This is a genomic window from Phaeovulum sp. W22_SRMD_FR3 (genome assembly GCF_052113705.1).
Classification (GTDB): Bacteria; Pseudomonadota; Alphaproteobacteria; order Rhodobacterales; family Rhodobacteraceae; genus JBGQOG01.
Genome location: NZ_JBGQOG010000004.1, coordinates 255,265 through 274,559, shown reverse-complemented (window position 1 = coordinate 274,559; position 19,295 = coordinate 255,265). Strand labels below are relative to the sequence as shown.

At 66.3% G+C, this 19,295-nt stretch carries 19 protein-coding genes; 9 read left to right on the top strand and 10 right to left on the bottom strand.

The window, feature by feature from the left end:
• Positions 1–3 precede the first annotated feature (3 nt).
• Together ACEN2S_RS07560 and ACEN2S_RS07555 are read left to right on the top strand one after the other, a co-directional pair.
• Positions 4–792, top strand: a complete 789-nt coding sequence (locus ACEN2S_RS07560) for an IclR family transcriptional regulator (RefSeq protein ID WP_441864456.1) — start codon at positions 4–6, stop codon at positions 790–792.
• Positions 793–825: 33 nt separating this feature from the next.
• Positions 826–1,575 carry an IclR family transcriptional regulator gene (locus tag ACEN2S_RS07555; protein ID WP_441864454.1) on the top strand — a complete coding sequence of 250 codons (750 nt, stop codon included), beginning with the start codon at positions 826–828 and terminating at the stop codon, positions 1,573–1,575.
• Positions 1,576–1,621: 46 nt separating this feature from the next.
• Here ACEN2S_RS07555 and ACEN2S_RS07550 read toward each other — a convergent pair whose 3' ends face one another.
• The 7 genes from ACEN2S_RS07550 to ACEN2S_RS07520 form a co-directional block, all read right to left on the bottom strand.
• The gene (locus ACEN2S_RS07550) at positions 1,622–2,599 is read right to left on the bottom strand and encodes an alpha/beta hydrolase (protein WP_441864452.1); all 978 of its coding nucleotides are present in this window, start codon (positions 2,597–2,599) and stop codon (positions 1,622–1,624) included.
• Positions 2,600–2,625: 26 nt separating this feature from the next.
• Positions 2,626–3,585: an amidohydrolase family protein gene (locus ACEN2S_RS07545; RefSeq protein WP_441864450.1), complete on the bottom strand. Its 960-nt coding sequence runs from the start codon at positions 3,583–3,585 to the stop codon at positions 2,626–2,628.
• A 12-nt stretch (positions 3,586–3,597) separates the two neighbouring features.
• Positions 3,598–4,779, bottom strand: coding sequence for a M24 family metallopeptidase (locus tag ACEN2S_RS07540; protein ID WP_441864447.1), 1,182 nt, complete (start codon positions 4,777–4,779; stop codon positions 3,598–3,600).
• Positions 4,780–4,795: 16 nt separating this feature from the next.
• Positions 4,796–5,740: a D-2-hydroxyacid dehydrogenase gene (locus tag ACEN2S_RS07535; RefSeq protein ID WP_441864444.1), complete on the bottom strand. Its 945-nt coding sequence runs from the start codon at positions 5,738–5,740 to the stop codon at positions 4,796–4,798.
• An 18-nt stretch (positions 5,741–5,758) separates the two neighbouring features.
• On the bottom strand, positions 5,759–7,060 hold the full coding sequence (locus ACEN2S_RS07530; protein ID WP_441864441.1) for a TRAP transporter large permease: 1,302 nt from the start codon (positions 7,058–7,060) through the stop codon (positions 5,759–5,761).
• Positions 7,057–7,575 (bottom strand): TRAP transporter small permease, encoded by a 519-nt coding sequence (locus ACEN2S_RS07525; RefSeq protein ID WP_441864438.1) that lies wholly within the window; start codon positions 7,573–7,575, stop codon positions 7,057–7,059. Before ACEN2S_RS07525 ends, ACEN2S_RS07530 begins: the two co-directional genes overlap by 4 nt.
• Positions 7,576–8,014: 439 nt before the next feature.
• A complete protein-coding gene (locus ACEN2S_RS07520) occupies positions 8,015–9,004 on the bottom strand; it encodes a TRAP transporter substrate-binding protein (protein WP_441864435.1) in 990 nt (329 codons plus the stop codon).
• Positions 9,005–9,627: 623 nt separating this feature from the next.
• Here ACEN2S_RS07520 and ACEN2S_RS07515 point away from each other — a divergent pair.
• The 5 genes from ACEN2S_RS07515 to ACEN2S_RS07495 all read left to right on the top strand — a co-directional run bounded on the left by ACEN2S_RS07515 (position 9,628) and on the right by ACEN2S_RS07495 (position 13,562).
• Positions 9,628–9,852 (top strand): hypothetical protein, encoded by a 225-nt coding sequence (locus ACEN2S_RS07515; RefSeq protein WP_441864433.1) that lies wholly within the window; start codon positions 9,628–9,630, stop codon positions 9,850–9,852.
• 71 nt (positions 9,853–9,923) lie between these two features.
• On the top strand, positions 9,924–10,286 hold the full coding sequence (locus ACEN2S_RS07510) for a hypothetical protein (protein WP_441864431.1): 363 nt from the start codon (positions 9,924–9,926) through the stop codon (positions 10,284–10,286).
• A complete protein-coding gene (locus ACEN2S_RS07505) occupies positions 10,286–10,492 on the top strand; it encodes a hypothetical protein (protein ID WP_441864428.1) in 207 nt (68 codons plus the stop codon). The genes ACEN2S_RS07510 and ACEN2S_RS07505 overlap by 1 nt, the downstream gene beginning before the upstream one ends.
• A gap of 224 nt (positions 10,493–10,716) precedes the next feature.
• Positions 10,717–12,015, top strand: coding sequence for an MFS transporter (locus ACEN2S_RS07500; protein ID WP_441864427.1), 1,299 nt, complete (start codon positions 10,717–10,719; stop codon positions 12,013–12,015).
• A gap of 140 nt (positions 12,016–12,155) precedes the next feature.
• Positions 12,156–13,562, top strand: a complete 1,407-nt coding sequence (locus tag ACEN2S_RS07495; protein ID WP_441864424.1) for an FAD-binding oxidoreductase — start codon at positions 12,156–12,158, stop codon at positions 13,560–13,562.
• A gap of 42 nt (positions 13,563–13,604) precedes the next feature.
• Here ACEN2S_RS07495 and hemC read toward each other — a convergent pair whose 3' ends face one another.
• Positions 13,605–14,549: a hydroxymethylbilane synthase gene (gene hemC, locus ACEN2S_RS07490; RefSeq protein ID WP_441864761.1), complete on the bottom strand. Its 945-nt coding sequence runs from the start codon at positions 14,547–14,549 to the stop codon at positions 13,605–13,607.
• A gap of 137 nt (positions 14,550–14,686) precedes the next feature.
• On the opposite strand from hemC, the gene hemE reads away from it, so the two are divergent.
• On the top strand, positions 14,687–15,721 hold the full coding sequence (gene hemE, locus ACEN2S_RS07485; RefSeq protein ID WP_441864421.1) for a uroporphyrinogen decarboxylase: 1,035 nt from the start codon (positions 14,687–14,689) through the stop codon (positions 15,719–15,721).
• A gap of 90 nt (positions 15,722–15,811) precedes the next feature.
• On the opposite strand, the gene ACEN2S_RS07480 is transcribed toward hemE, so the two are convergent.
• Together ACEN2S_RS07480 and ACEN2S_RS07475 are read right to left on the bottom strand one after the other, a co-directional pair.
• Positions 15,812–17,956 carry a DEAD/DEAH box helicase gene (locus ACEN2S_RS07480; protein WP_441864419.1) on the bottom strand — a complete coding sequence of 715 codons (2,145 nt, stop codon included), beginning with the start codon at positions 17,954–17,956 and terminating at the stop codon, positions 15,812–15,814.
• Positions 17,957–18,148: 192 nt separating this feature from the next.
• Entirely contained in the window at positions 18,149–18,760 is a 612-nt protein-coding gene (locus tag ACEN2S_RS07475; protein ID WP_441864416.1) for a LysE family translocator, read from the bottom strand.
• 72 nt (positions 18,761–18,832) lie between these two features.
• On the opposite strand from ACEN2S_RS07475, the gene ACEN2S_RS07470 reads away from it, so the two are divergent.
• On the top strand, positions 18,833–19,285 hold the full coding sequence (locus ACEN2S_RS07470) for an Lrp/AsnC family transcriptional regulator (RefSeq protein ID WP_441864413.1): 453 nt from the start codon (positions 18,833–18,835) through the stop codon (positions 19,283–19,285).
• Positions 19,286–19,295: the final 10 nt, after the last annotated feature.

Below are 19,295 nucleotides of genomic sequence, written 5' to 3'. Positions count from 1 at the left end.
ATCGTGTCCGATCACGCTGCCCGAAACTCGGGAATTCAGGTCATAAAACGCGCCGCCATCATCCTGCGGGTGCTGCGGGATGCGCCGGGCGGGCTCAGCCTTGGCCAGATTGCCAACCGCATCGACCTGCCCCGCTCGACCGTGCAGCGAATCATTCAGGCGCTGCAGGAAGAGCGGCTGGTCTCGTGGTCGCGCGCCTCGGGGGGCGTGGTGCTCGGGCATGAGATGCGCGCCCTGGCCGAGGCGGCACGCTTTGACATTGTCGGGGCCTGCCGGATCATCTTGCAGGAGATCACCGAGGCGCATGGCGAGACCACCGATCTGTCGGTGATGCGCGCGGGCGGGATGATCCTGCTCGACCAGATGCCGGGCAACCACCGGCTGCGCACCGTCACCCCGGTGGGCGAAGTGTTTCCGCTGGCGCAAAGCGCCAATGGCCGCGCCGCGCTGGCGCTGCAACCGCCCGAGGTGGCGCTGGCGATGGTGCGCGCCGAAGCCCAGCGGCTGGCCGGGCCCGCGCCCGATGCCGCGGCCCTGACCGCCTGCCTGTCGCAGGTGCGCCAGACCGGCCTCGCCTATGACCTCGACGAGCATACCCCGGGCATCTGTGCCATCGGCATCGGCTTTCGCGACGGCTTTGGGGAATGCTACGCGATTTCGGTGCCGATCCCCCGCTCGCGCTTTGCCGCGCAGCGGGCCGCGGTCGAGCTGAGCCTGACGCGGGCACGGGCGACGGTTGATCAGCTTGTGTTTTCGGATATGAAAGCCTCTGATGGGGCGGAGGCAGGGTAATCCGGACCGGATCGCCCCGGGGAGGGACAGAGCATGGCCGATGACGGCAGCCGGAACGGCATTCAGGTGATCGCCCGGGCGGCGGCAATCCTGCGGGCGCTGCGCGGCGCGCAGGGTGGCATGAGCCTTGGCCAGATCGCCGAAGCCGTGGACCTGCCGCGCTCAACCGTGCAGCGGATTGTCGGGGCCTTGCAGGATGAGCGGATGATCATCGCCTCGCTGCAGGGCGGCGGGCTGCGGATCGGGCCGGAGATGCAGAGCTTTGCCGATGCCGCGCGCTATTCCATCGTGGAAAGCTGCCGTCTCTTGCTGACCGAACTCAGCCAGGCCACCGGCGAGACCGCCGATCTCTCGGTGCAGCGCGGGGCGGGGATGATTTTCCTTGATCAGGTGCCGGGCACCCACCGTCTGCGCACGATCTCCTCGGTCGGCGAGGTGTTTCCGCTGACCAACACCGCCAATGGCAAGGCCTGTCTGGCGCTGATGCCGGAACCGGCGGCGATGAAGCTCGCCCGCGCCGAATGGGACCGCCGCGGACTGCAGATCGATGCCGATGCCTTTGCCGCCGAACTGGGGCAGATCCGCGAGACGGGGCTGGCCTATGACATCGACCAGCACACCGATGGCATCTGCGCCATTGGCATCGCCTTTCGCGACTGGGCGGGCGATCTGCATGCGATCTCGGTGCCGATCCCCTCGACGCGCTATGCCGAACAGGCGCCCGTCGTCGAACAGGCCATTCTGAAGACCCGCACCCATGTCACGCGGATGATGGAACGCTGACGCCCCCGGCACGGGACCGAGGGCGTGACGCCGATTTCAGGGCCGCTCACTTGGCCGCGCGGGCGGCCTCAAGCTGGATGAACTCGGCCAAAGGCGCCTCCAGCGTCGCGTCGCCGGTGCCGAAATGCTCTACGATCGAGATATGGTTGTGCCCCGCCGCGGTGGCGACCAGAGGCAGATGCCCGTCCCGCGCCATCAGGGCGGTCAACAGCTGCTCTGACTGCGCCATCACCACCGGCAGGTCGAACTCGGCCCAGCCCAGCAGCACGGGCACCCTGGTGTTTCCCAGCCAATTCAGGGCGCTGCGGGTCTCGTATTGCGTGGCATCCGTGCCGTACCAGAGCGCATCGCGCGCCGGATCCAGCGGGTGGTCGGTCAGGTTCAGCACCGGCGGCGAGATCAGGATCGCGCCGATCACCGCAGGCGACTCCGGCGTGCCGAGCCCGTTCCACAGATAATCCGCCACCTGCATCGCCCCCGCCGAGTTCCCCGCCAGCACGATCTTGGTCGCGTCGCCGTGGTGCAGCTCGGGATGTGCCGCGATCCAGTCGATCACCGCGCCCTGATCCTCGATCCCCGCAGGCCAGACCGCCTCGGGCGCCAGCCGGTAATTCCAGACCACCGCCACAAACCCCTGCGATGCCAGCCAGGCGCCGACATTTGCCACCTCGGCCTTGTCGCCGCGCACGAAACCGCCGCCATGCGCGAAGGTGACCACCGGCTGCGTGCCATCCGCCCCCTCGGGCAGATAGACATCCAACTTTTGCAGCGCCCCCGCGCCATAGGGCTGATCGGCCAGCAGGGTCACGCCCGCAGGCAGCCCCGCCGGATGCAGCGCCTTGTACAGGCCCATCGTCTGCCCCACCGTCTCGCGGGTGAACGTCGTCCCGATGGCGTCCAGCGCCTTGCGGATCTCGGGCATCCCCGCAACCTGCGCCTGCGCGCCCGTGGCAATGCCGGCACTCAGGCACAAGGCCACCATCCCGGCGCCCGCAAGACGCCGGATCCCTCTGTCGGTCTTCATCTGATCCCTCCCCTATGGGCCTGCGGTTACAGCCCCAGCAATGCCGCCGCGTTGTCGTGACACACCGCCTGACGCTCTGCCGCGCTCAGCGGCGCCTTGTCGATCCAGCCCGCCGCTTCTTCCGGGCGCTCAAACGGCCAGTCCATCGAAAACATCACCCGATCCGCCCCCATCGCATCAATCGCGCAGCGCAGGGGCTCGTCCGAGCAGACGCCCGCCGAGGTGACCCAGATGTTGCGCTTGAAATACTCTGAGGGTTTCATCTCCAGCCGCATGTCGCCGCGGTTGGAAATCTCCCAGCGGCTGTCGAAGCGCCACAGCTGATAGGGCAGGGTCTCGCCCATATGGCCGAGGATCAGCCGGGCGTTGGGATAGCGGTCAAACACGCCGCCAAACAACAGCCGCAGCGCGTGGTTGCCGGTTTCCACCGTCCAACTCCAGACCGGGCCATAAAGCTCGGGGTGGCCCGCATACATATAGGGCACATCGGCGGGATTGTTCGGGTGGATGTAGATCGGCGCGCCAAGATCGGCCGCGCGCTCCCACAGCACCGAATAGCGGTCATCATCGAGATACGAGCCATTGGTCGACCCGTTGATCATCGCGCCCTGCATGCCCAGATCGCGGATGCAGCGCTCCAGCTCATCCGCCGCCGCCGCGGGGTCCTGCACCGCCAGATGCGCGAAACCGCCATAGCGCCCGGCAGAGGCGGCGATCTTCTCGGCCAGAAAGTCGTTCACCTCCCGGGCCTTGCGGGTCGCCACCTCGCTGCGCGGCTCGGCCTGCACACCGGGACCCGAGAGCGACAGAACGGCGGTTTTCACCCCTGCCGCATCCATCGCCGCCAATCGACGCTCGCCAAAATCCGCCAGCGCCTCCAGCGCTTTGCCAAACAGGTTGGGGCTGATGTTGATCGCGGTCTTGGCAAAGTAATCTTCAAAGCCGGGGGCCATGAAATGCTCTTCGAGGGCAATTTTCGGGGTCATCTCGGTTTTCCTTCAGTCAATCTCGAACAGGCGTTTTTCGGTCTGATGCTCGCAGGCACCCGGCCCGTCGGCGCCGATGGTGTAATTGTCGCAGATCACGGCAAAGACGCTGCCGTCATCATAGCCCGGATGCACCGCAAGCGTTTGATGTTCCGCGATTTTCAGGGTCTCGTCATGGCGGATCAGCGGGCGTTCCACCATGTCGCCGCCCTGCCCGTGGGCGTAGAGGCGGATCTCGGGCGGCAGGCCGTGGGCGCGCATCCAGTCGTCATGCCTTGCGGCAATCTCGGCCGGATCGGCACCGGGTTTCAGGAGCGACAACGTGTGCTGCTGCGCCGCGCACATCTGCGCGAAACTCTCGCTCAGTTCCGGGCGCGCGCGGCCCAGCACGATGGTGCGGGCAATCTCGGCATAGGCGCCGCCGGGGCCGTTCACCTCGATCAGGATCGAGAAATGGTCGCCCTTCCCGATCACCCGCCCCTGCAGCTGCCGGGGGTTGAACCGCGCCGCCTGCCCCATCGGGGCCGAGCCGCAGAGCACGATCCCCTGATCCGAGCCAAGTTCCTGCGCCCGTGCCATCGCCGCATTCGCCACATCGACATCGCGCATGCCGGGGCGGATCACCTCGCAAACATGCGCAAAGGCCGCATCCTGCAGCGCGCAGGTGGCGCGGTAATGCGTCAGCTCTTCCGGGCTTTTCACCGCCTTCAACAGGTCCATCATCTCGGTCGCGTCATGGGTCTCCAGCCCCGCCACGCCCGCAATCGCCGCGACCAGCGCCTGCGGCATTGCCTGCGGCGTGATCAGCCCGACATGGCGCAGCCCCGCCAGCTCTGCCGCGATCAGATCGGCATCCAGGCTGTTGGTCTGCATCACGGCAGTAAAGGTCGGCCGGGTGATCTGCCGCCCCACCCCGCGCAGCACCGGATCGGTGCCCGCGAGGTCCCGCGCCGGGCCAAACGGGCCCATCTCGACCACGGTCATCGGGCGGTCCGCCCAGAAGATTACCGTGCGCGGATAGCCGTTGGTGGCGGGAAAATCGGTCAGCCAGCGCAGATGCCCGCCCAGCCAGTCGTTGAAACCGGTGACCACCACCGCCTCCAGCCCCGCCGCCGCCATTGCCGCCCGCATGGCCGCCCAGCGGCGCGCGAGTTCGGCGTCAGAGACCGCGTTCAATCGTCTTGTATCGCTCATGATATCCTCCGGGAATTCAGCGGCGCGCCACGGGGTCGGGCAGTGCCGCCGCCCCGCCCGCCAGATAGGCCGCGATATGCCCGGCCACGATCGGCAGCGCCTGCTGCACATAGGTGTCGCTCATGCCGCCGATATGCGGGGTGACAATCACATTCGGCAGGCCGCGGAACGGGCTGTCGGCGGGCAAGGGCTCCACCGCGAACACATCAAGGCCCGCGCCGCCCAGATGCCCCGATTGCAGCGCCGCGAGCAGCGCCGCCTCATCCACACAGCCGCCGCGCGATATGTTGATCAGAATGCTGCCCGCGGGCATCGCGGCCAGCACGTCGGCATTCACCACATGATGGGTTTCGGGCGTATAAGGCAGGATGACGATCAGGTAATCCGCCGCCGCCGCCGCTGTGGCAAGGTCCGCGCGGGGCCAGATCCGGCTGAACCCCGGCGCTGTGCTGCGGCCATCCGAGACGCCGCTCACCTCCATGCCAAAGGCATTCAGCCGCGCCGCCAGCGCCTCGGCAATCGCGCCAAGGCCCACCAGACAGGCGCGCCGTCCCGCCAGCACCGGCTGCGGCCAGCGGTTCCAGCCGCCCGCATCGCCCTCGGCCAGCATCCGGCGGAAATCGCGTGCCAGCGCCAGCATCATCAGGATCGCCAGCTCCGACATCTGCGGCCCGTGGATCCCGCGCGAGCGGGTCAGCACGACCTCGGGCGCGAGCATCTTGCTGGCCAGAAGGTTGTCCAGCCCGGTGGTCAGCGCATGCACCCAGCGCAAGGCGGGCAGCCGCGCCAGCAGCCCCTCGCTCAGATAGGGGGCAAGGCCAATCAGCACCTCGGCGCCACGGGCCGCCTCGGGCACGTCATCGGCCGTGGGGGCCAGATGCAGGCGGATCTGAGGAAAGCGCGCGGCCAGCGCCGCACCATAGGTCGCCGCATCGCGGTCGACGATCAGGATCTCGGTCATTTCTCGTCTCCGATCGGGTCAGTAGAGCACGCCGGGCAGCCAGAGCGCGATTTGCGGGAAGAGGAACAGTGCCAGCACAAGGACAAGCGGGGCGAGCAGGAAGGGCAGGATGCCGCTGTAGATGTCGCTCAGCTTCAGGTCGCGGAACTGGGCCTGGATGACAAAGATGTTCATCCCCACCGGCGGGCTGATCAGGCCGATCTCGACCACGATCACCACGATGATGCCGAACCAGACCGGGTCAAAGCCAAAGCCCGTCACCACTGGCAAGAACACCGGCACCGTGATCAGCACCATGCCGATCCCCTCCAGGAAACAGCCGAGCACGAGGTAGAGCAGGATGATCAGCACCATCACCGCCAGCGGCCCGAGGCCCAGCCCCTGCGCCGCAGAGATCAGCAGATCCGGCAGCCGGGTCTGCACCACGAAATTCGACAGCATGGTGGCGCCGATGATGATCAGGAACAGCATCGCCGAGGTGACGGCGGTGGTGGTCAGCGCATAGCGCAGCGCCGCGAAGTCCAGCCGCCGTGCGGCAAAGCCCAGCACGATGGCGCCAAAAGCCCCGATCGCCGCCGCCTCATTCGGGCTGAAAATCCCGGTATAAATGCCGCCGATGGTCACCCCGAAGAGCAGAATGAACTGCCAGGGCCCGAGCAGCGCCTTGAACCGTGCGCCCAGACGGGCCGAGGGATCGGCGGGGATCGCGCCGCCGCTCATCGCCGCCACGATCAGCGCCACGGCGATGTACAGGAGTGCCAGCAGGATGCCGGGGATAAAGGCCGCGGCAAACAATTTGCGCAGGCTTTCCTCGGCAATCGCCGAATAGATCACCAGAATGATCGAGGGCGGGATCAGGATGCCCAAGGTGCCGCCTGTGGCGACTGAGGCTGCGCTGTAGCCATCAGCATAGCCCGCCTTGCGCATCTCGGGCAAGGCAATCCGGGTCATCGTGGCGGCAGTGGCCACGGACGAACCGCAGACGGTGCCAAAGGCCCCCGAGGCGCCGATGGTGGCAATCGCCAGCCCGCCCCGCAGCCCGGAAAAGAACACCCGCGCCGCCTGAAACAGCTCACTGGACAGACGCGAGCCAGAGGCCACCTCGCCCATCAGAATGAACAGAGGCACGACGGAGAGGTTGTAATTGGTGGTCTGGTCAAAGGGCGTCGAGCCCGCAAGCATCCGCGCCACCATTCCATTGCTCATCAGCCAGTTGCCGCCAATGCCGCAGATGGTCAGCGCCAGCCAGACCGGCATGCGGATCATCAGGAGCACGAACATGCCGCCCATGACCCAAAGTCCCAGGGTGGAGGCGGTCATTCGATGCCCTCTTCTAGCTGTGCACGGCCCGCCTCATGGCTGAGCGGCGCGGTAAAGGCGGCAGCCAGCGCGGCGAGCATCGCCCCCGCCATGCCGATCAGCGCCAGCACCCAGACCCACCACATCGGCAGGCCCAGCTCGAGGCTGCGGTCGCCGTATTGCCGCGCCTCCAGCATCGGTTTCACCATCGAGAACAGGATAAAGCCGATGACCAGCACCGCAATCAGGTTCCACGCTTTCTGCAACCCGCCCGTGACCTGCGGCGCGACGAAATTGTCGATCAGATCAATGACGATTTCCTGGCGGTTGAGAATGACATGCGCCACCGCGAACAGCGCCGAGACACAGAGCAGGATGCCCACCGCATCATAGGTGCCGCGCAGCGGATGGTTGAACAGCCCCCGCATGGTCACGTCAGCGACGATCGCCAGCATCATCGCCACCAGCGCCAGCTGCGCAATGGCCAGCTGAAGTGCCGCCAGCCGCCGGACCGCCGTCAGTAGTTTCAAGATCATCCCTTCCCTCCCCAGAAGTGCGCCCCTGCGGCCATGGCCGCGGGCCGTCTGATCCCCGCATTCCGCGCGACAAAACCAAGGGTCCTGCCCCGATTTCAGTGCCTGATGGCCGCGCGCCCCTCGTTATAGCCCTGACGCCAATGGCCTCTCCTCAGGCAATTGTCACAGTGCGGCATCAGCGCCCCCGTTCTGCGGTGCAGGACCCCCGGCAGGGATCGGCACAGCGCAACAGACTCGCCGCCGCCCTACCGAATTACAATGCATCTGCACCGCAATGCGGTCAACAGCTTTATCAACCCGCATCGCCCCTGAAGGGAAACTCTTCGTTACCCCCTGAATTATATGGATTTCTGGAGATTTCCATCGAAACATCCAAAACGCCAAAACACCGCCCCCGAAAGCCATCGGGGGCGGCGCATGTGACGCGATTGGTGTGTGGTTACTTAGTGTAAGCGTCGTAGAAAGCCTGCGCCGGTGCGCCGCCCGCGGCGGCTGCGCTGATCTGCTGCTCGATGATCGGCTTGACCAGCTCCTGGAACTTGGTCTGTTCTTCTGCCGACAGGGTGACCACTTGCACCTTATGCGTATCGGTCAGATAGCTGCGGCCCTTGGCCTCGCTGGCGTCCCAATCGGCGCCGAACGCTGCTGCACGGTCCGGCCCGGTGGTCTCATCGATCGCCTTTTGCATCTCGGGCGACAGGGCGTCATAGGTGGCCTGACTCATCACGAAAGCGAAGGTCGCCGAAGCGATCCCGGGTTCGAGCGAATATTTCAGCTCCGGCCCCAGATCGAAGGCGGCCGTGGCCTCGAACGGGAACATCGCCCCGTCGATGATCCCCTTGGCCAGACCTTCGGCCACTTCGGCGGGCGGCACCGGCAGCGGCGAGGCGCCCAGCTTGTCCAGCACCTGCTGGAAGACTTCGCCCGCATAGCGGATGCGCAGCCCCTTCAGCGCATCGAGGCTGGTCGGGTCGGTCTTGGCGAGGTGGATCTTCAACGGCGGCGTCACCGCCATCCACAGGATTTTGGTCCCGGCATGTTCCGCCGCCAGATAGTCCGGCGCAAGTTCGGTCAGCCGCGCCGAACTGATGGCGCTCGCATCCCCGGCAGAGGGGTGGCTGAGCGGCAACCCCGCCAGCTCGGTCATCGGAAAGCGGCCCGGCGTGGCGGAATGCAGAATGATCGCCGCATCGGCAGCACCCGAGGTGACCAGATCAAACTGACGGTTGACAGGACCCAGCTGGCCTGCGGGATAAATCTCGACGCTCAGCGCGCCATCGGTCCGTTTCGACAGCTCGTCTCCCCAGGCTTGTACTGCCATGTTGAACGTGTGTTTTGGCGGCAGATAGCTGGAGACTTTCAGCACATCCGCAGAGACCGGACCAGCCGCGATCATCAGCGCCAGAAAGGCGCAGCTTTGACGTTTCATTGTTTCCTCCCCTGAACTGGGCGCAAACCCAATATCACCATACAATGCATCTGTACCGCATTTCAGTCAACATCTCTGTGCGCAGCCCGCTGATGAACGAGGCCCGGCCCGATGTGTCAGCGGCGGACGGGGGCGCAAGGGGGCTCCCTGCGCAGAGCCTCAGCCCATGCCCCCAGGTCATGGCCCCGGGCACACCCCCCACCCCCCGGCGCGGCACAAACCGCGGCACAGCGTGCCCTCCTCCGGGCACGCCGTGCCGAACCGGCGGCGCACCCACCACCGTCCGCCCGCCACCATCCGCCCACCACTGGCCCGTCGCCAGCGACAGACTGACAATGATGCCGCCTGCGCAGACAGATCGGCGCAACCGCCGCACGGACTTCTCAGCACCGTCCGAGCATTCTATCGTCACAGAAATCGGCCCCACGCCCCGCATGCGGGCCTGCCGCACCACAGTGCCCCCGGCCAGAACCCGAAGACGCCCGCGCCCCCGCCCTGCCCCTCATGCGCCGTCGGCAACCGGTGGTGCCCCGCCCCGCCAGATGCCCCCGAAAGGCCCGAGGTGACCTTCACCCCCCCTGATCTCCACCCTCTCCGCCTCTTTCCTCGCCTCCTTCGTCGAGGTGGTCGAGGCTTTCACCATCGTCCTCGCCGTCGCGCTGACGCGCAGCTGGCAGCCGGCGCTTTGGGGCACCGCCGCCTTGGGGATACTGGTGCTGCTGGTCGTGATCTTCGGCCCGCTCTTTGCGCTGATCCCGCTGCATCTGTTGCAATATGTCGCGGGCAGCCTGTTGATTCTGTTCGGCATGCGCTGGCTGCGCAAAGCGATCCTGCGCCATCGGGCCTGATCGCGCTGCGCGACGAGGCGGCGGCGCTGACCCGCCTTGCGGCAGACCGCCGTGCCGATTGGCTGGCGGGAATGGCGGCGTTCAAGGCGGTGCTGCTCGAGGGGGTTGAGGTGGAGTTCATCGTCATCGCCCTGGGCTCGGCGCATCAGATGACGCTGGTGGCCAGTTTGGGGGCGGCAGCGGCGGTCGTGCTGGTGCTGGCAACGGGGGCCATCCTGCACACACCCCTGAGCAAAGTCCCGGAGAACACGTTGAAATTTGTGGTGGGGCTGATGCTGACCGCCTTCGGCATATTCTGGATGGGCGAAGGTCTGGGCGCGGACTGGCCCGGCGATGACCTTGCGGTTCTCGGGCTTTTGGCGGTGCTGGCGGCGGCGTCAGGGACGGCGGTCCGCCTGTTGCGGGGCCAAAGCGCCCGTCCGGCGGTGCGGTGATGGGGTTCCTGCGCGGGCTTCTGGCGGAAATGGTCGGGCTGTTTGTCGATGACGGCAGGCTGGCGCTGCATCTGGTGGGGCTGATGGCGCTGGTGACGGCGGCGGTGCGCCTCTGGGGCCTCGCCCCGCTGTGGGGCGGCGGGCTGTTGCTGGCGGGCTGCATCGGCGTCATGGCCTGCAGCCTGTGGCAGCGCCCCCGGCAATAGCCACCTGCCGCGGCACCACCATCGCGGGGGGGGGCGCGCGCGGGCGCCCCCTTTTCGGGCGGCTTTCGGCGGGCGAAAAGCGATGCAACCGGGCCCAGCCCCTTCGCGCAGCGCAAGGCCGCTATGCATCGCAAGAATTTAACGCCCGAATGGTTTCTCACGCAGGATGATTGCGCTAACCCGCAGCCCGGACGCAACAGAGATCCGCAACAACTGGACATCCCATGACTGACGCAACCTCCAGCGCCGGAGCGGCGGCCGCCGCCAGCGCCCCTCTCAACTCACCGGCCCGCGTGCTTCTGGCCAGCCTGATCGGCACCACCATCGAATTCTTCGATTTTTACGTCTATGCCACCGCCGCCGTGCTGGTGTTTCCGGCGCTGTTCTTCCCCAATACCGATGCCACCACCGCGCTTTTGGCCTCGTTTGCGACCTTCTCCATCGCCTTTTTCGCCCGCCCGCTCGGCGCGCTGGTCTTTGGCCATTTCGGCGACCGGATCGGCCGCAAGGCGACGCTGGTGGCGGCCCTTCTCACCATGGGCATTTCGACCGTGGTGATCGGCCTGCTGCCGACCTATGCCAGCATCGGCGTTTTCGCGCCCCTGCTGCTGGCGCTCTGCCGTTTTGGTCAGGGGTTTGGCCTCGGCGGCGAATGGGGCGGCGCGGTGCTGATGGCCACCGAAAACGCGCCCAAGGGCAAGGAAAGCTGGTACGGCATGTTCCCGCAGCTCGGCGCGCCGTTCGGTCTGTTCCTCTCCTCAGGGCTCTTTTGGGTGCTGTTGCAGTTCATGCCGAAGGAAACCCTGCTCGACTGGGGCTGGCGCGTGCCCTTCCTGTTCTCGATCGTGCTGATTGTCATCGGCATGTGGGTGCGTCTGTCGATCACCGAAACCCCCGCCTTCCAAAAGGCCATCGACAAGGCCGAGCGGGTCGCGGTGCCGGCGTTTGAGCTGTTCCGCCACCACAAGCTCAGCCTCGTGCTGGGCACTTTCGTGGCGCTGGCCACCTTCGTGCTCTTCTACATCGGCACCGCCTATCTCTTGTCCTATAACGTCAAGGTCATCTCCCTGCCCTTCCTCGATGCGCTGGAGATCCAGATCTGGGGCGCGGTGGTCTTTGGCCTGTTCATCCCGGTGGCGGGCAAGCTGGCCGACCGTTTCGGCCGCCGCGAACTCCTGATCCTGACCACGGTGCTGATCGCGCTCTTCTCCTTCCTCGTGCCGGTGCTGATGGTGGCGGATGAGATGCGGATCGTGATCTTCGCCACAGTCTCGATGGCGCTGATGGGGCTGACCTATGGGCTGATCGGCACCGCGCTGGCCGCGCCCTTCCCGACCGCCGTGCGCTACACCGGGGCCTCGATCACCTTCAACTTTGCCGGGATCTTCGGCGCCTCGCTCGCGCCCTATATCGCCACCTGGCTGCAAAGCACCTATGGCATGGCCTATGTCGGCTATTACCTCGGTCTGGCGGCGGTGATCACGCTGCTCTGCATTCTGGCCACCGCGAAAGACAAGGTCTGAGCGCAGGCGGTTCACCCGCCCCCTTGATCCGCCGGGGCCCGCAAGGGCTCCGGCTTTTTCAATCCCGCGCGCCCTGCAGCTTGGCTCTGGTATCTCCCGCCAAGCCTTGTCACAAATGCCCGACCGGATTGGAGACCCCGATGACCCTCACCGCCCGCCTCGCCAGCCTGATCGGCCCGAACAACGTTCTGACCGGGGCCGATGCCGCCGCCTATGGCCGCGAATGGACCGGCAAATACCACTGGCAGCCGCTGGCCGTCGTCCGCCCCGGCTCGACCGAGGAGGTGTCCAAGATCCTGCGGCTCGCCTCGGAAACCGGCACCAAAGTGGTGCCGGTCAGCGGCAATACCGGGCTGAACGGCGGGACGGAAGCCGAAGGCGCGCTGATGCTCTCGCTCGCCCGGATGAACAAGATCCGCGCGATCAACCCCGCCGCCCGCACCCTGACCGCCGAGGCGGGGGTGGTGCTGGAAACCCTGCATGCAGCCGCCGCGGCCAAGGAGCTGGCCTTTCCGCTGACCTTTGGCGCCAAGGGCTCGGCGATGGTCGGCGGCTTTCTCTCGACCAATGCGGGCGGCTCCAACGTCGTGCGCTATGGCAATGCCCGCGCGCTTTGCCTCGGGCTGGAGGTGGTGCTGGCGGATGGACGGGTGATGAACCTAATGAACGCGCTGCACAAGGACAACACCGGCTATGACCTGCGCGATCTGATGATCGGCGCCGAGGGCACCTTGGGGGTGATCACCGCCGCCGTGCTGACGCTGGTGCCGGCACCCCGCGCTTATGCCACCGCGCTTCTGGGGATGGAGACGCTGGAGCAGGCGCTGAGCCTTCTCAACCGCCTGCAGCTGGAAACCGGCGGCGCGGTGGAGGCGTTCGAGTTCATGCCCGATCTCTATATGGCACGGCTGGCGCGGTTCCGCCCGGATCTCGCCTGCCCCTTCCCGCCGCAGCCGGTGAACATTCTGGTGGAGATCGCCGCCACCGCGCCCGATCAGGCCACACCCGCTGCGGATGGCAGTCTGCCGCTGACCAACCGGCTGGAGAGCGTGCTGGCAGAGGCGCTGGAGGCCGAAGCGCTGACCGAGGCGCTGGTGGCGCAGAACTCGACCCAGCGGCGAAAGCTGTGGGAAATGCGCGAATGCGCCGCCGAAATCACGCTGAACGAAACCCCCATCGTCGATACTGATATCTCGGTGCCGCTGGATGCCGTGGGCCTTTATCTCACACAGATGCAGACCCGGATGGCGGCGCTGGACCCCGAGGCCGGGATCATGATCGTCGCGCATCTGGGCGACGGCAATGTGCATTACACCGTCTACCCCAGCCGCGACGATAAAGCGCTGACCGCCACGATCCGGGCCGCCATTGCCGAGGAAGCCGTGGCGCTGCAGGGCAGTTTCTCGGCGGAACATGGGGTGGGCCTGTCCAAACGCCCGACGATGGCCGCGCATAAGGACCCGGTGGCGTTGTCGGTGATGCGGGCGATCAAGCAGGCGCTTGATCCGCAAAACATCCTCAATCCCGGCAAGACCATTCCGGATTGACCAGACGGGCGGGCGCGCAACCGCCCGCCTCAGCCGCGGGGTTCAGCGCCAGTCAAAGAACCCCGCCGGGGCCTGAGCCAGCAGCTCACGCGCCAGACGGTCGCCCAAAGCGGCCCCCTCGGCCAGCGGCCCGCGCGCCTCGCCCTGAATGGATTGCGAGCCATCGGGGCGCAGGATCTCGCCGCGCAGCCAGAGCGTATCCCCCTCGATCACCGCAAGCCCCGCAATCGGCGTCTCGCAGGAGCCGTCCAAGGTCATCAGAAACGCCCGCTCGGCGGCCAGCCGTAGCCCGGTCTCATGGTGGTGGATCGGGGCCAGCAGCGCCTGCGCCCGCGCATCCTCCGCGCGCCGCTCAATGCCGATTGCGCCCTGCGCCACGGCGGGCAGCATCTCGGTCACCTCAATCGCCGAGCGCACGACATCGCCGCGCCCCAGACGGTTCAACCCGGCCATGGCAAGGAAAGTTGCCGCCGCCACGCCATCCTCCAGCTTTTGCAGCCGGGTCTGCACATTGCCGCGAAACTCGACAACCCGCAGATCCGGGCGGCGGTTTTGCAGCTGCGCCTTGCGCCGCAGGCTGGAGGTGCCGACCACCGCGCCCTGCGGCAGATCCATCAGCCGCGCCACGCCGGGCGAAACAAAGGCATCGCGCACATCCTCACGCGGGAGGTAACAGTCGAGCAGCAACCCCTCGGGCTGCAGGGTCGGCATGTCTTTCATCGAATGCACGGCAATATCGATGGCACCCGAGAGCATCGCCTCTTCGATCTCTTTGGTGAAGAGGCCCTTGCCGCCGATCTCTTTCAGCGGGCGGTCGGCATCAATCATTGCGCGGTTGTCGCCGGTGGTCTTGATCACCACGATCTCAAACGCCGCCTCGGGCAGGTCATGCGCCGCCATCAGCCGCGCGCGCGTCTCATGCGCCTGCGCGAGCGCCAGCGGGCTGCCACGGGTGCCGATTTTCAGCGGCGCGGCGGGAGAGGGCATCGGGGGGGTGAGCATCTGATCCATTCCCCCCGAATACCCGCGACAATTGGCCCGCGCAATGGCTCTGACGGGTCATGCGGGTTGACATCGGGTCGCAGGCAGGGATGAAAGGAGGCGACCAACAAAGGACCCGGATGATGACTGACAAGACCCTGCTGCGGGCCCTGAAGGGCGAGACCTTGCCCGTGCCGCCGATCTGGATGATGCGGCAGGCGGGGCGCTATCTGCCGGAATACCGCGCCACCCGCGCGCAGGCGGGCGATTTCCTGTCGCTGTGCTATAATTCCGAGCTGGCGGCCGAGGTCACCCTGCAGCCGATCCGCCGCTATGGGTTCGACGCCGCGATCATGTTCGCAGATATCCTGCTCGTGCCGCAGGCGCTGGGTGCCGATCTCTGGTTTGAAACCGGCGAGGGGCCGCGCCTCTCGACGATCACCGATGCCGCGGGCCTCGCCAAACTGAAGGGCCGCGATGACATCCACGATCATCTGGCGCCGATCTATCAGACCCTGCGCATCCTGAAGGCGGAATTGCCGAAGGAAACCACGCTGATCGGCTTTGCCGGTGCCCCCTGGACCGTGGCCACCTATATGATCGCCGGGCGCGGCACCAAGGATCAGGGCCCGGCGCATACCTTGATGCAGGCAGACCGGGCGACCTTCTCGGCGCTGATTGATCTCTTGACCGAGAGCACCATCGAATATCTCTCGCAGCAGGTGCTGGCGGGGGCCGAAGTGATCAAGCTGTTTGACAGCTGGGCGGGCAGCCTGAAAGGGACAGATTTCGACGATTTCGCCCTGGCGCCCGCGAAAAAGATCATCACCGAACTGAAGGCCCGGCATCCCGGCCTGCCGGTGATTGCCTTCCCGCGTGAGGCGGGGCCGCGCTATGCGGGCTTTGCCAAGGCAACCGGGGCCGATTGCGTGGCGCTCGACAATTCCGTTTCCGCCGATTGGGCAGCGGCGAATGTGCAAAGCTCGGGCTGCGTGCAGGGCAATCTCGATCCCCGCCATATGGTGACCGGCGGCGAGGATCTGGTGCGCGAAACCCGGCGCATCGTCGAGGCCTTCTCGAAGGGGCCGCATATCTTCAACCTCGGGCATGGGATCACCCCCGATGCGGACCCCGAGAATGTGGCGCTGATGATCGAGACCGTGCGCGCCGGGAAATAATCCCGGCGGGCGCCCTCTGGCACCTACAGGCGCTGATATGCAAAACGCGGGCCCCGAGGGACCCGCGTTTTTTCATGTCAGCCCCGCAGATCAGTCGCGGTTTTTCGGCTTGAAGCTCTTGCCGCCAGCACCAGCCGGTTTGCCGAATTTGGCCGCCGGTTTCCCGGCTTTGGGGCCGGATTTCCAGGCCGGCATCGCGCCCTTGCCTGCGGGTTTTGCCGGGCGCGGATCGGCCATGGCTTCACCTTCCGGGGTCCAGGCCGATTTGGCCGGACGGCTGGCGGGTTTCGCCCAGGTCTTGCCCTCGGCTCCCTCCGCCGAAGGGCCTTTGCGATGCGGTTTCTTGTCCGCATAGGCCGGTTTGTCGCCATAGGCCGGCTTGTCGCCATAGCTGCGCGCCGGTTTGTCGCCATAGGCGGGCTTGTCGCCATAAGCGCGGGCCGGTTTGTCACCATATGCGGGCTTATCGCCATAGGCGCGGGCCGGCTTGTCGCCGTAAGCGGGCTTGTCACCGTAAGCGCGGGCGGGTTTGTCACCATAGGACGGTTTGTCGCCATAGCTGCGCGCCGGACGCTCGCCTGCATCTTTGTCAAAGCGCGGCGCACGGGCCTGCGGGCCGTCGATATTCGCCGGGGCCGCATCCATCACCGAGACCTTGATGTCATCTTCCAGCATCTTGTCGGCGCCAATCGCGGCCAGGAAACGGCTGCTGGCATCGGCATGGATCTGCACCGTGGTGGCGTTTTCCTGCACGCGGATCGCCCCGATGTCGCGGCGCGAGAGATCGCCCGCCCGGCAGAGCATCGGCAGGAGCCAGCGCGGATCGGCGCGGCCCGTGTGGCCGACCGACAGGCTGACCCAGAGGCTGTTGCCAAATTCCGCCCGCTCGCGCGGTTTCGGACCATCGACATTCGTCGCCGAAATATCCTCGGGCGCGGACCGCTGCGCCATATACTGGCGCATCACGGCAGCGGCCAGAGCCTCGGCGTCATAGGTGTTCATCAGGGTGGCGACCAAAGCCGCCTCATCCTCGGAGACCGGGGTGGTCAGCACCGGATCGGCCAGGAGGCGGTCGACGTCACGGGCGTTGACTTCCTCGGCGGTGGGCGCTGCGGCCCAGGTCGCGGTGATCCCGGCAAAGCCGAGCAGACGCTCGGCCTTTTTGCGCGCATTGAACGGCACAACGATCGCCGAAACGCCCTTGGAGCCCGCACGGCCGGTCCGGCCCGAACGGTGCAAGAGCGCCTCTTTGTTCACCGGCAGATCGGCATGCACCACCAGTTCCAGCCCCGGCAAGTCGATGCCACGGGCGGCGACATCGGTGGCGATACAAACGCGGGCCCGGCCATCGCGCATCGCCTGCAAGGCATGGCTGCGCTCGGCCTGGCTCAGCTCGCCCGAGAGCGAGACGACCTGGAAACCGCGATTCAGGAAACGCGTGCTCAGATGCGTCACCATCGCGCGGGTCGAGCAGAAGACCAGCGCGGTCTTGGCTTCGTAGAAACGCAGGATGTTGACGATAGCATTCTCGCGGTCGGAATTGTCCACCAGAATCGCGCGGTATTCGATATCGACGTGTTGCTGACGGTCCGACACGGTCGAGATGCGTTTCGCATCGCGCTGGAAGCTGCCCGCGAGACGCGCGATGTCTTTCGACACGGTGGCCGAGAACATCAGCGTGCGGCGCTCTTCCGGCGCTGCGGAAAGGATGAACTCCAGATCTTCGCGGAAGCCGAGATCCAGCATCTCATCGGCCTCGTCCAGCACTGCAACCTGCAGCTCCGACAGATCGAGCGCGTTGCGGCGCATGTGGTCACAGATCCGGCCCGGGGTGCCCACAACGATATGCGCGCCGCGTTCCAGCGCGCGGCGTTCCGCGCGGGCATCCATGCCGCCGACACAGGCGGCGATCACGGCGCCGGTGGGGGCGTAAAGCCATTCCAGCTCGCGCTTCACCTGCATCGCCAGCTCGCGGGTCGGCGCAATGATCAGCGCGCGCGGCAGGTCGGCGGCGCGGAAACGCTCGGCGTCGCCCAGAATGCCACGGGCCATCGCCATGCCAAAGGCCACCGTTTTGCCCGAGCCGGTCTGCGCCGAGACCAGAAGGTCAGCGCCTTCATACTCGGGTTCCAGAACGGCGGCTTGAACAGGGGTCAGGCTCGCATAGCCTTTGGCGGCCAAAGCCTCGGACAGGGGCTTGGGCAAAGCGGCATGCAGGCCATCAACTTGAGTCATCGGGTCACTTTCGGAAAATCGGCGGCGCGGGGGGCGCGGCAACGGGGTAGCGGCGCGGAACCGGCGGCCCCACGGGATAAGATCGCGCCCTCTACAGGCAAAAACGCGACTTGTCGAGCCTTATCACATCGTCCCCCCCGCTGGCTATGCCCCTGCGCGGCCTCTTTGTCACGGCGGCGGGATTAAGCGGGGTTATGGCGCGGGGGCGCCGCCAAGAAGCACCGGGGCCAGTGAGGCGAGAAGCAGAACCGCCATCACCCCGTTGAAAATGCGCAACCGGCGCGGGTCGGCCAGAAACCGCGCCATCCCCATGCCCATCACCACCCAGACATTCACCGACAGCAGGTTGATCACCCCGAAAATCACCACCATCACCAGGACCCCCAGCACACCGGGCAGCGGCAGATAGGCGGAAATCGCGGTCAGCGCCATCGCCCAGGCCTTGGGGTTCACCCATTGAAAGGCCGCCGCCTGCACGAAGGTAAACGGCTTGGCCCGCGCCGAGGCCACCGATCCGGGCGCCGCCGCATGCAGCATCTTCCAGGCCAGCCAGACCATATAGAGGATGCTGAGCACTTTCAGCACGGTCCAGGCCTGCGGCACCGTCTGAAACAGCCGCGCCGCGCCCAGCCCAAGCAGAAAGATCATCAGACAAAAGCCTAAGGCCACCCCCAGCGAATGCGGCACCGTCCGCCGCAGGCCGAAATTCGCCCCCGAGGTCATCAGCATCAGATTGTTCGGCCCCGGCGTGATCGAGGAGACGAAGGCGAAGGCCGCAAGGGCAAAGAGGATTTCATGGCTCATGGCGCAACAATACGCCCGCTACTTCGCAATTGAATTGTCATTCATGGCGCGAATGCTCTATTTTCACAACTTATGACCAAATCAGACGCCACCACCGACAAGATATTGCAAATCCTCTCGCGCGAGGGGCGGATTTCCAATCTGGAGCTGGCAGAACGGGTCGGCCTCTCTGCCTCGGCCTGTCTGCGGCGGGTGCAGGAGCTGGAGCGGCGCGGCGTGATCACCGGCTACCGCGCGGTGGTGAACCCGGCCGCGCGCGGCATCACCTTTGTCGCCTATATCACCGTGGGCCTCTCGCTGCACACCAAGGCCGCGCAAGAGGCGTTTGAGCGCGCGATCAGCCGCGCGCCCGAGGTGCGCGAATGCCACAACATCACCGGCACGTTTGAGTATATCTTGCGGGTCGAGGCGGCGGATCTGGCGGCCTACAAGCATTTCCACACCGAAGTGCTGGGCACCCTGCCACAGGTCAGCGCGCTGACCTCTTATGTGGTGATGGGCAGCCCCAAGGATGAGCGGGCCTGACGCCCGCCCG

What these genes read in the sequence shown, in the direction of transcription:
- ACEN2S_RS07545 (WP_441864450.1), bottom strand. Translation starts at nt 3,585, where the DNA reads ATGACCCCGAAAATTGCCCTCGAAGAGCATTTCATGGCCCCCGGCTTT.
- ACEN2S_RS07475 (WP_441864416.1), bottom strand. Translation starts at nt 18,760, where the DNA reads ATGAGCCATGAAATCCTCTTTGCCCTTGCGGCCTTCGCCTTCGTCTCC.
- ACEN2S_RS07505 (WP_441864428.1), top strand. Translation starts at nt 10,286, where the DNA reads ATGGGGTTCCTGCGCGGGCTTCTGGCGGAAATGGTCGGGCTGTTTGTC.
- ACEN2S_RS07510 (WP_441864431.1), top strand. Translation starts at nt 9,924, where the DNA reads ATGGCGGCGTTCAAGGCGGTGCTGCTCGAGGGGGTTGAGGTGGAGTTC.
- ACEN2S_RS07525 (WP_441864438.1), bottom strand. Translation starts at nt 7,575, where the DNA reads ATGATCTTGAAACTACTGACGGCGGTCCGGCGGCTGGCGGCACTTCAG.
- hemC (WP_441864761.1), bottom strand. Translation starts at nt 14,549, where the DNA reads ATGCCCTCTCCCGCCGCGCCGCTGAAAATCGGCACCCGTGGCAGCCCG.
- hemE (WP_441864421.1), top strand. Translation starts at nt 14,687, where the DNA reads ATGACTGACAAGACCCTGCTGCGGGCCCTGAAGGGCGAGACCTTGCCC.
- ACEN2S_RS07495 (WP_441864424.1), top strand. Translation starts at nt 12,156, where the DNA reads ATGACCCTCACCGCCCGCCTCGCCAGCCTGATCGGCCCGAACAACGTT.
- ACEN2S_RS07480 (WP_441864419.1), bottom strand. Translation starts at nt 17,956, where the DNA reads ATGACTCAAGTTGATGGCCTGCATGCCGCTTTGCCCAAGCCCCTGTCC.
- ACEN2S_RS07530 (WP_441864441.1), bottom strand. Translation starts at nt 7,060, where the DNA reads ATGACCGCCTCCACCCTGGGACTTTGGGTCATGGGCGGCATGTTCGTG.
- ACEN2S_RS07535 (WP_441864444.1), bottom strand. Translation starts at nt 5,740, where the DNA reads ATGACCGAGATCCTGATCGTCGACCGCGATGCGGCGACCTATGGTGCG.
- ACEN2S_RS07520 (WP_441864435.1), bottom strand. Translation starts at nt 9,004, where the DNA reads ATGAAACGTCAAAGCTGCGCCTTTCTGGCGCTGATGATCGCGGCTGGT.
- ACEN2S_RS07540 (WP_441864447.1), bottom strand. Translation starts at nt 4,779, where the DNA reads ATGAGCGATACAAGACGATTGAACGCGGTCTCTGACGCCGAACTCGCG.
- ACEN2S_RS07555 (WP_441864454.1), top strand. Translation starts at nt 826, where the DNA reads ATGGCCGATGACGGCAGCCGGAACGGCATTCAGGTGATCGCCCGGGCG.
- ACEN2S_RS07550 (WP_441864452.1), bottom strand. Translation starts at nt 2,599, where the DNA reads ATGAAGACCGACAGAGGGATCCGGCGTCTTGCGGGCGCCGGGATGGTG.
- ACEN2S_RS07500 (WP_441864427.1), top strand. Translation starts at nt 10,717, where the DNA reads ATGACTGACGCAACCTCCAGCGCCGGAGCGGCGGCCGCCGCCAGCGCC.
- ACEN2S_RS07470 (WP_441864413.1), top strand. Translation starts at nt 18,833, where the DNA reads ATGACCAAATCAGACGCCACCACCGACAAGATATTGCAAATCCTCTCG.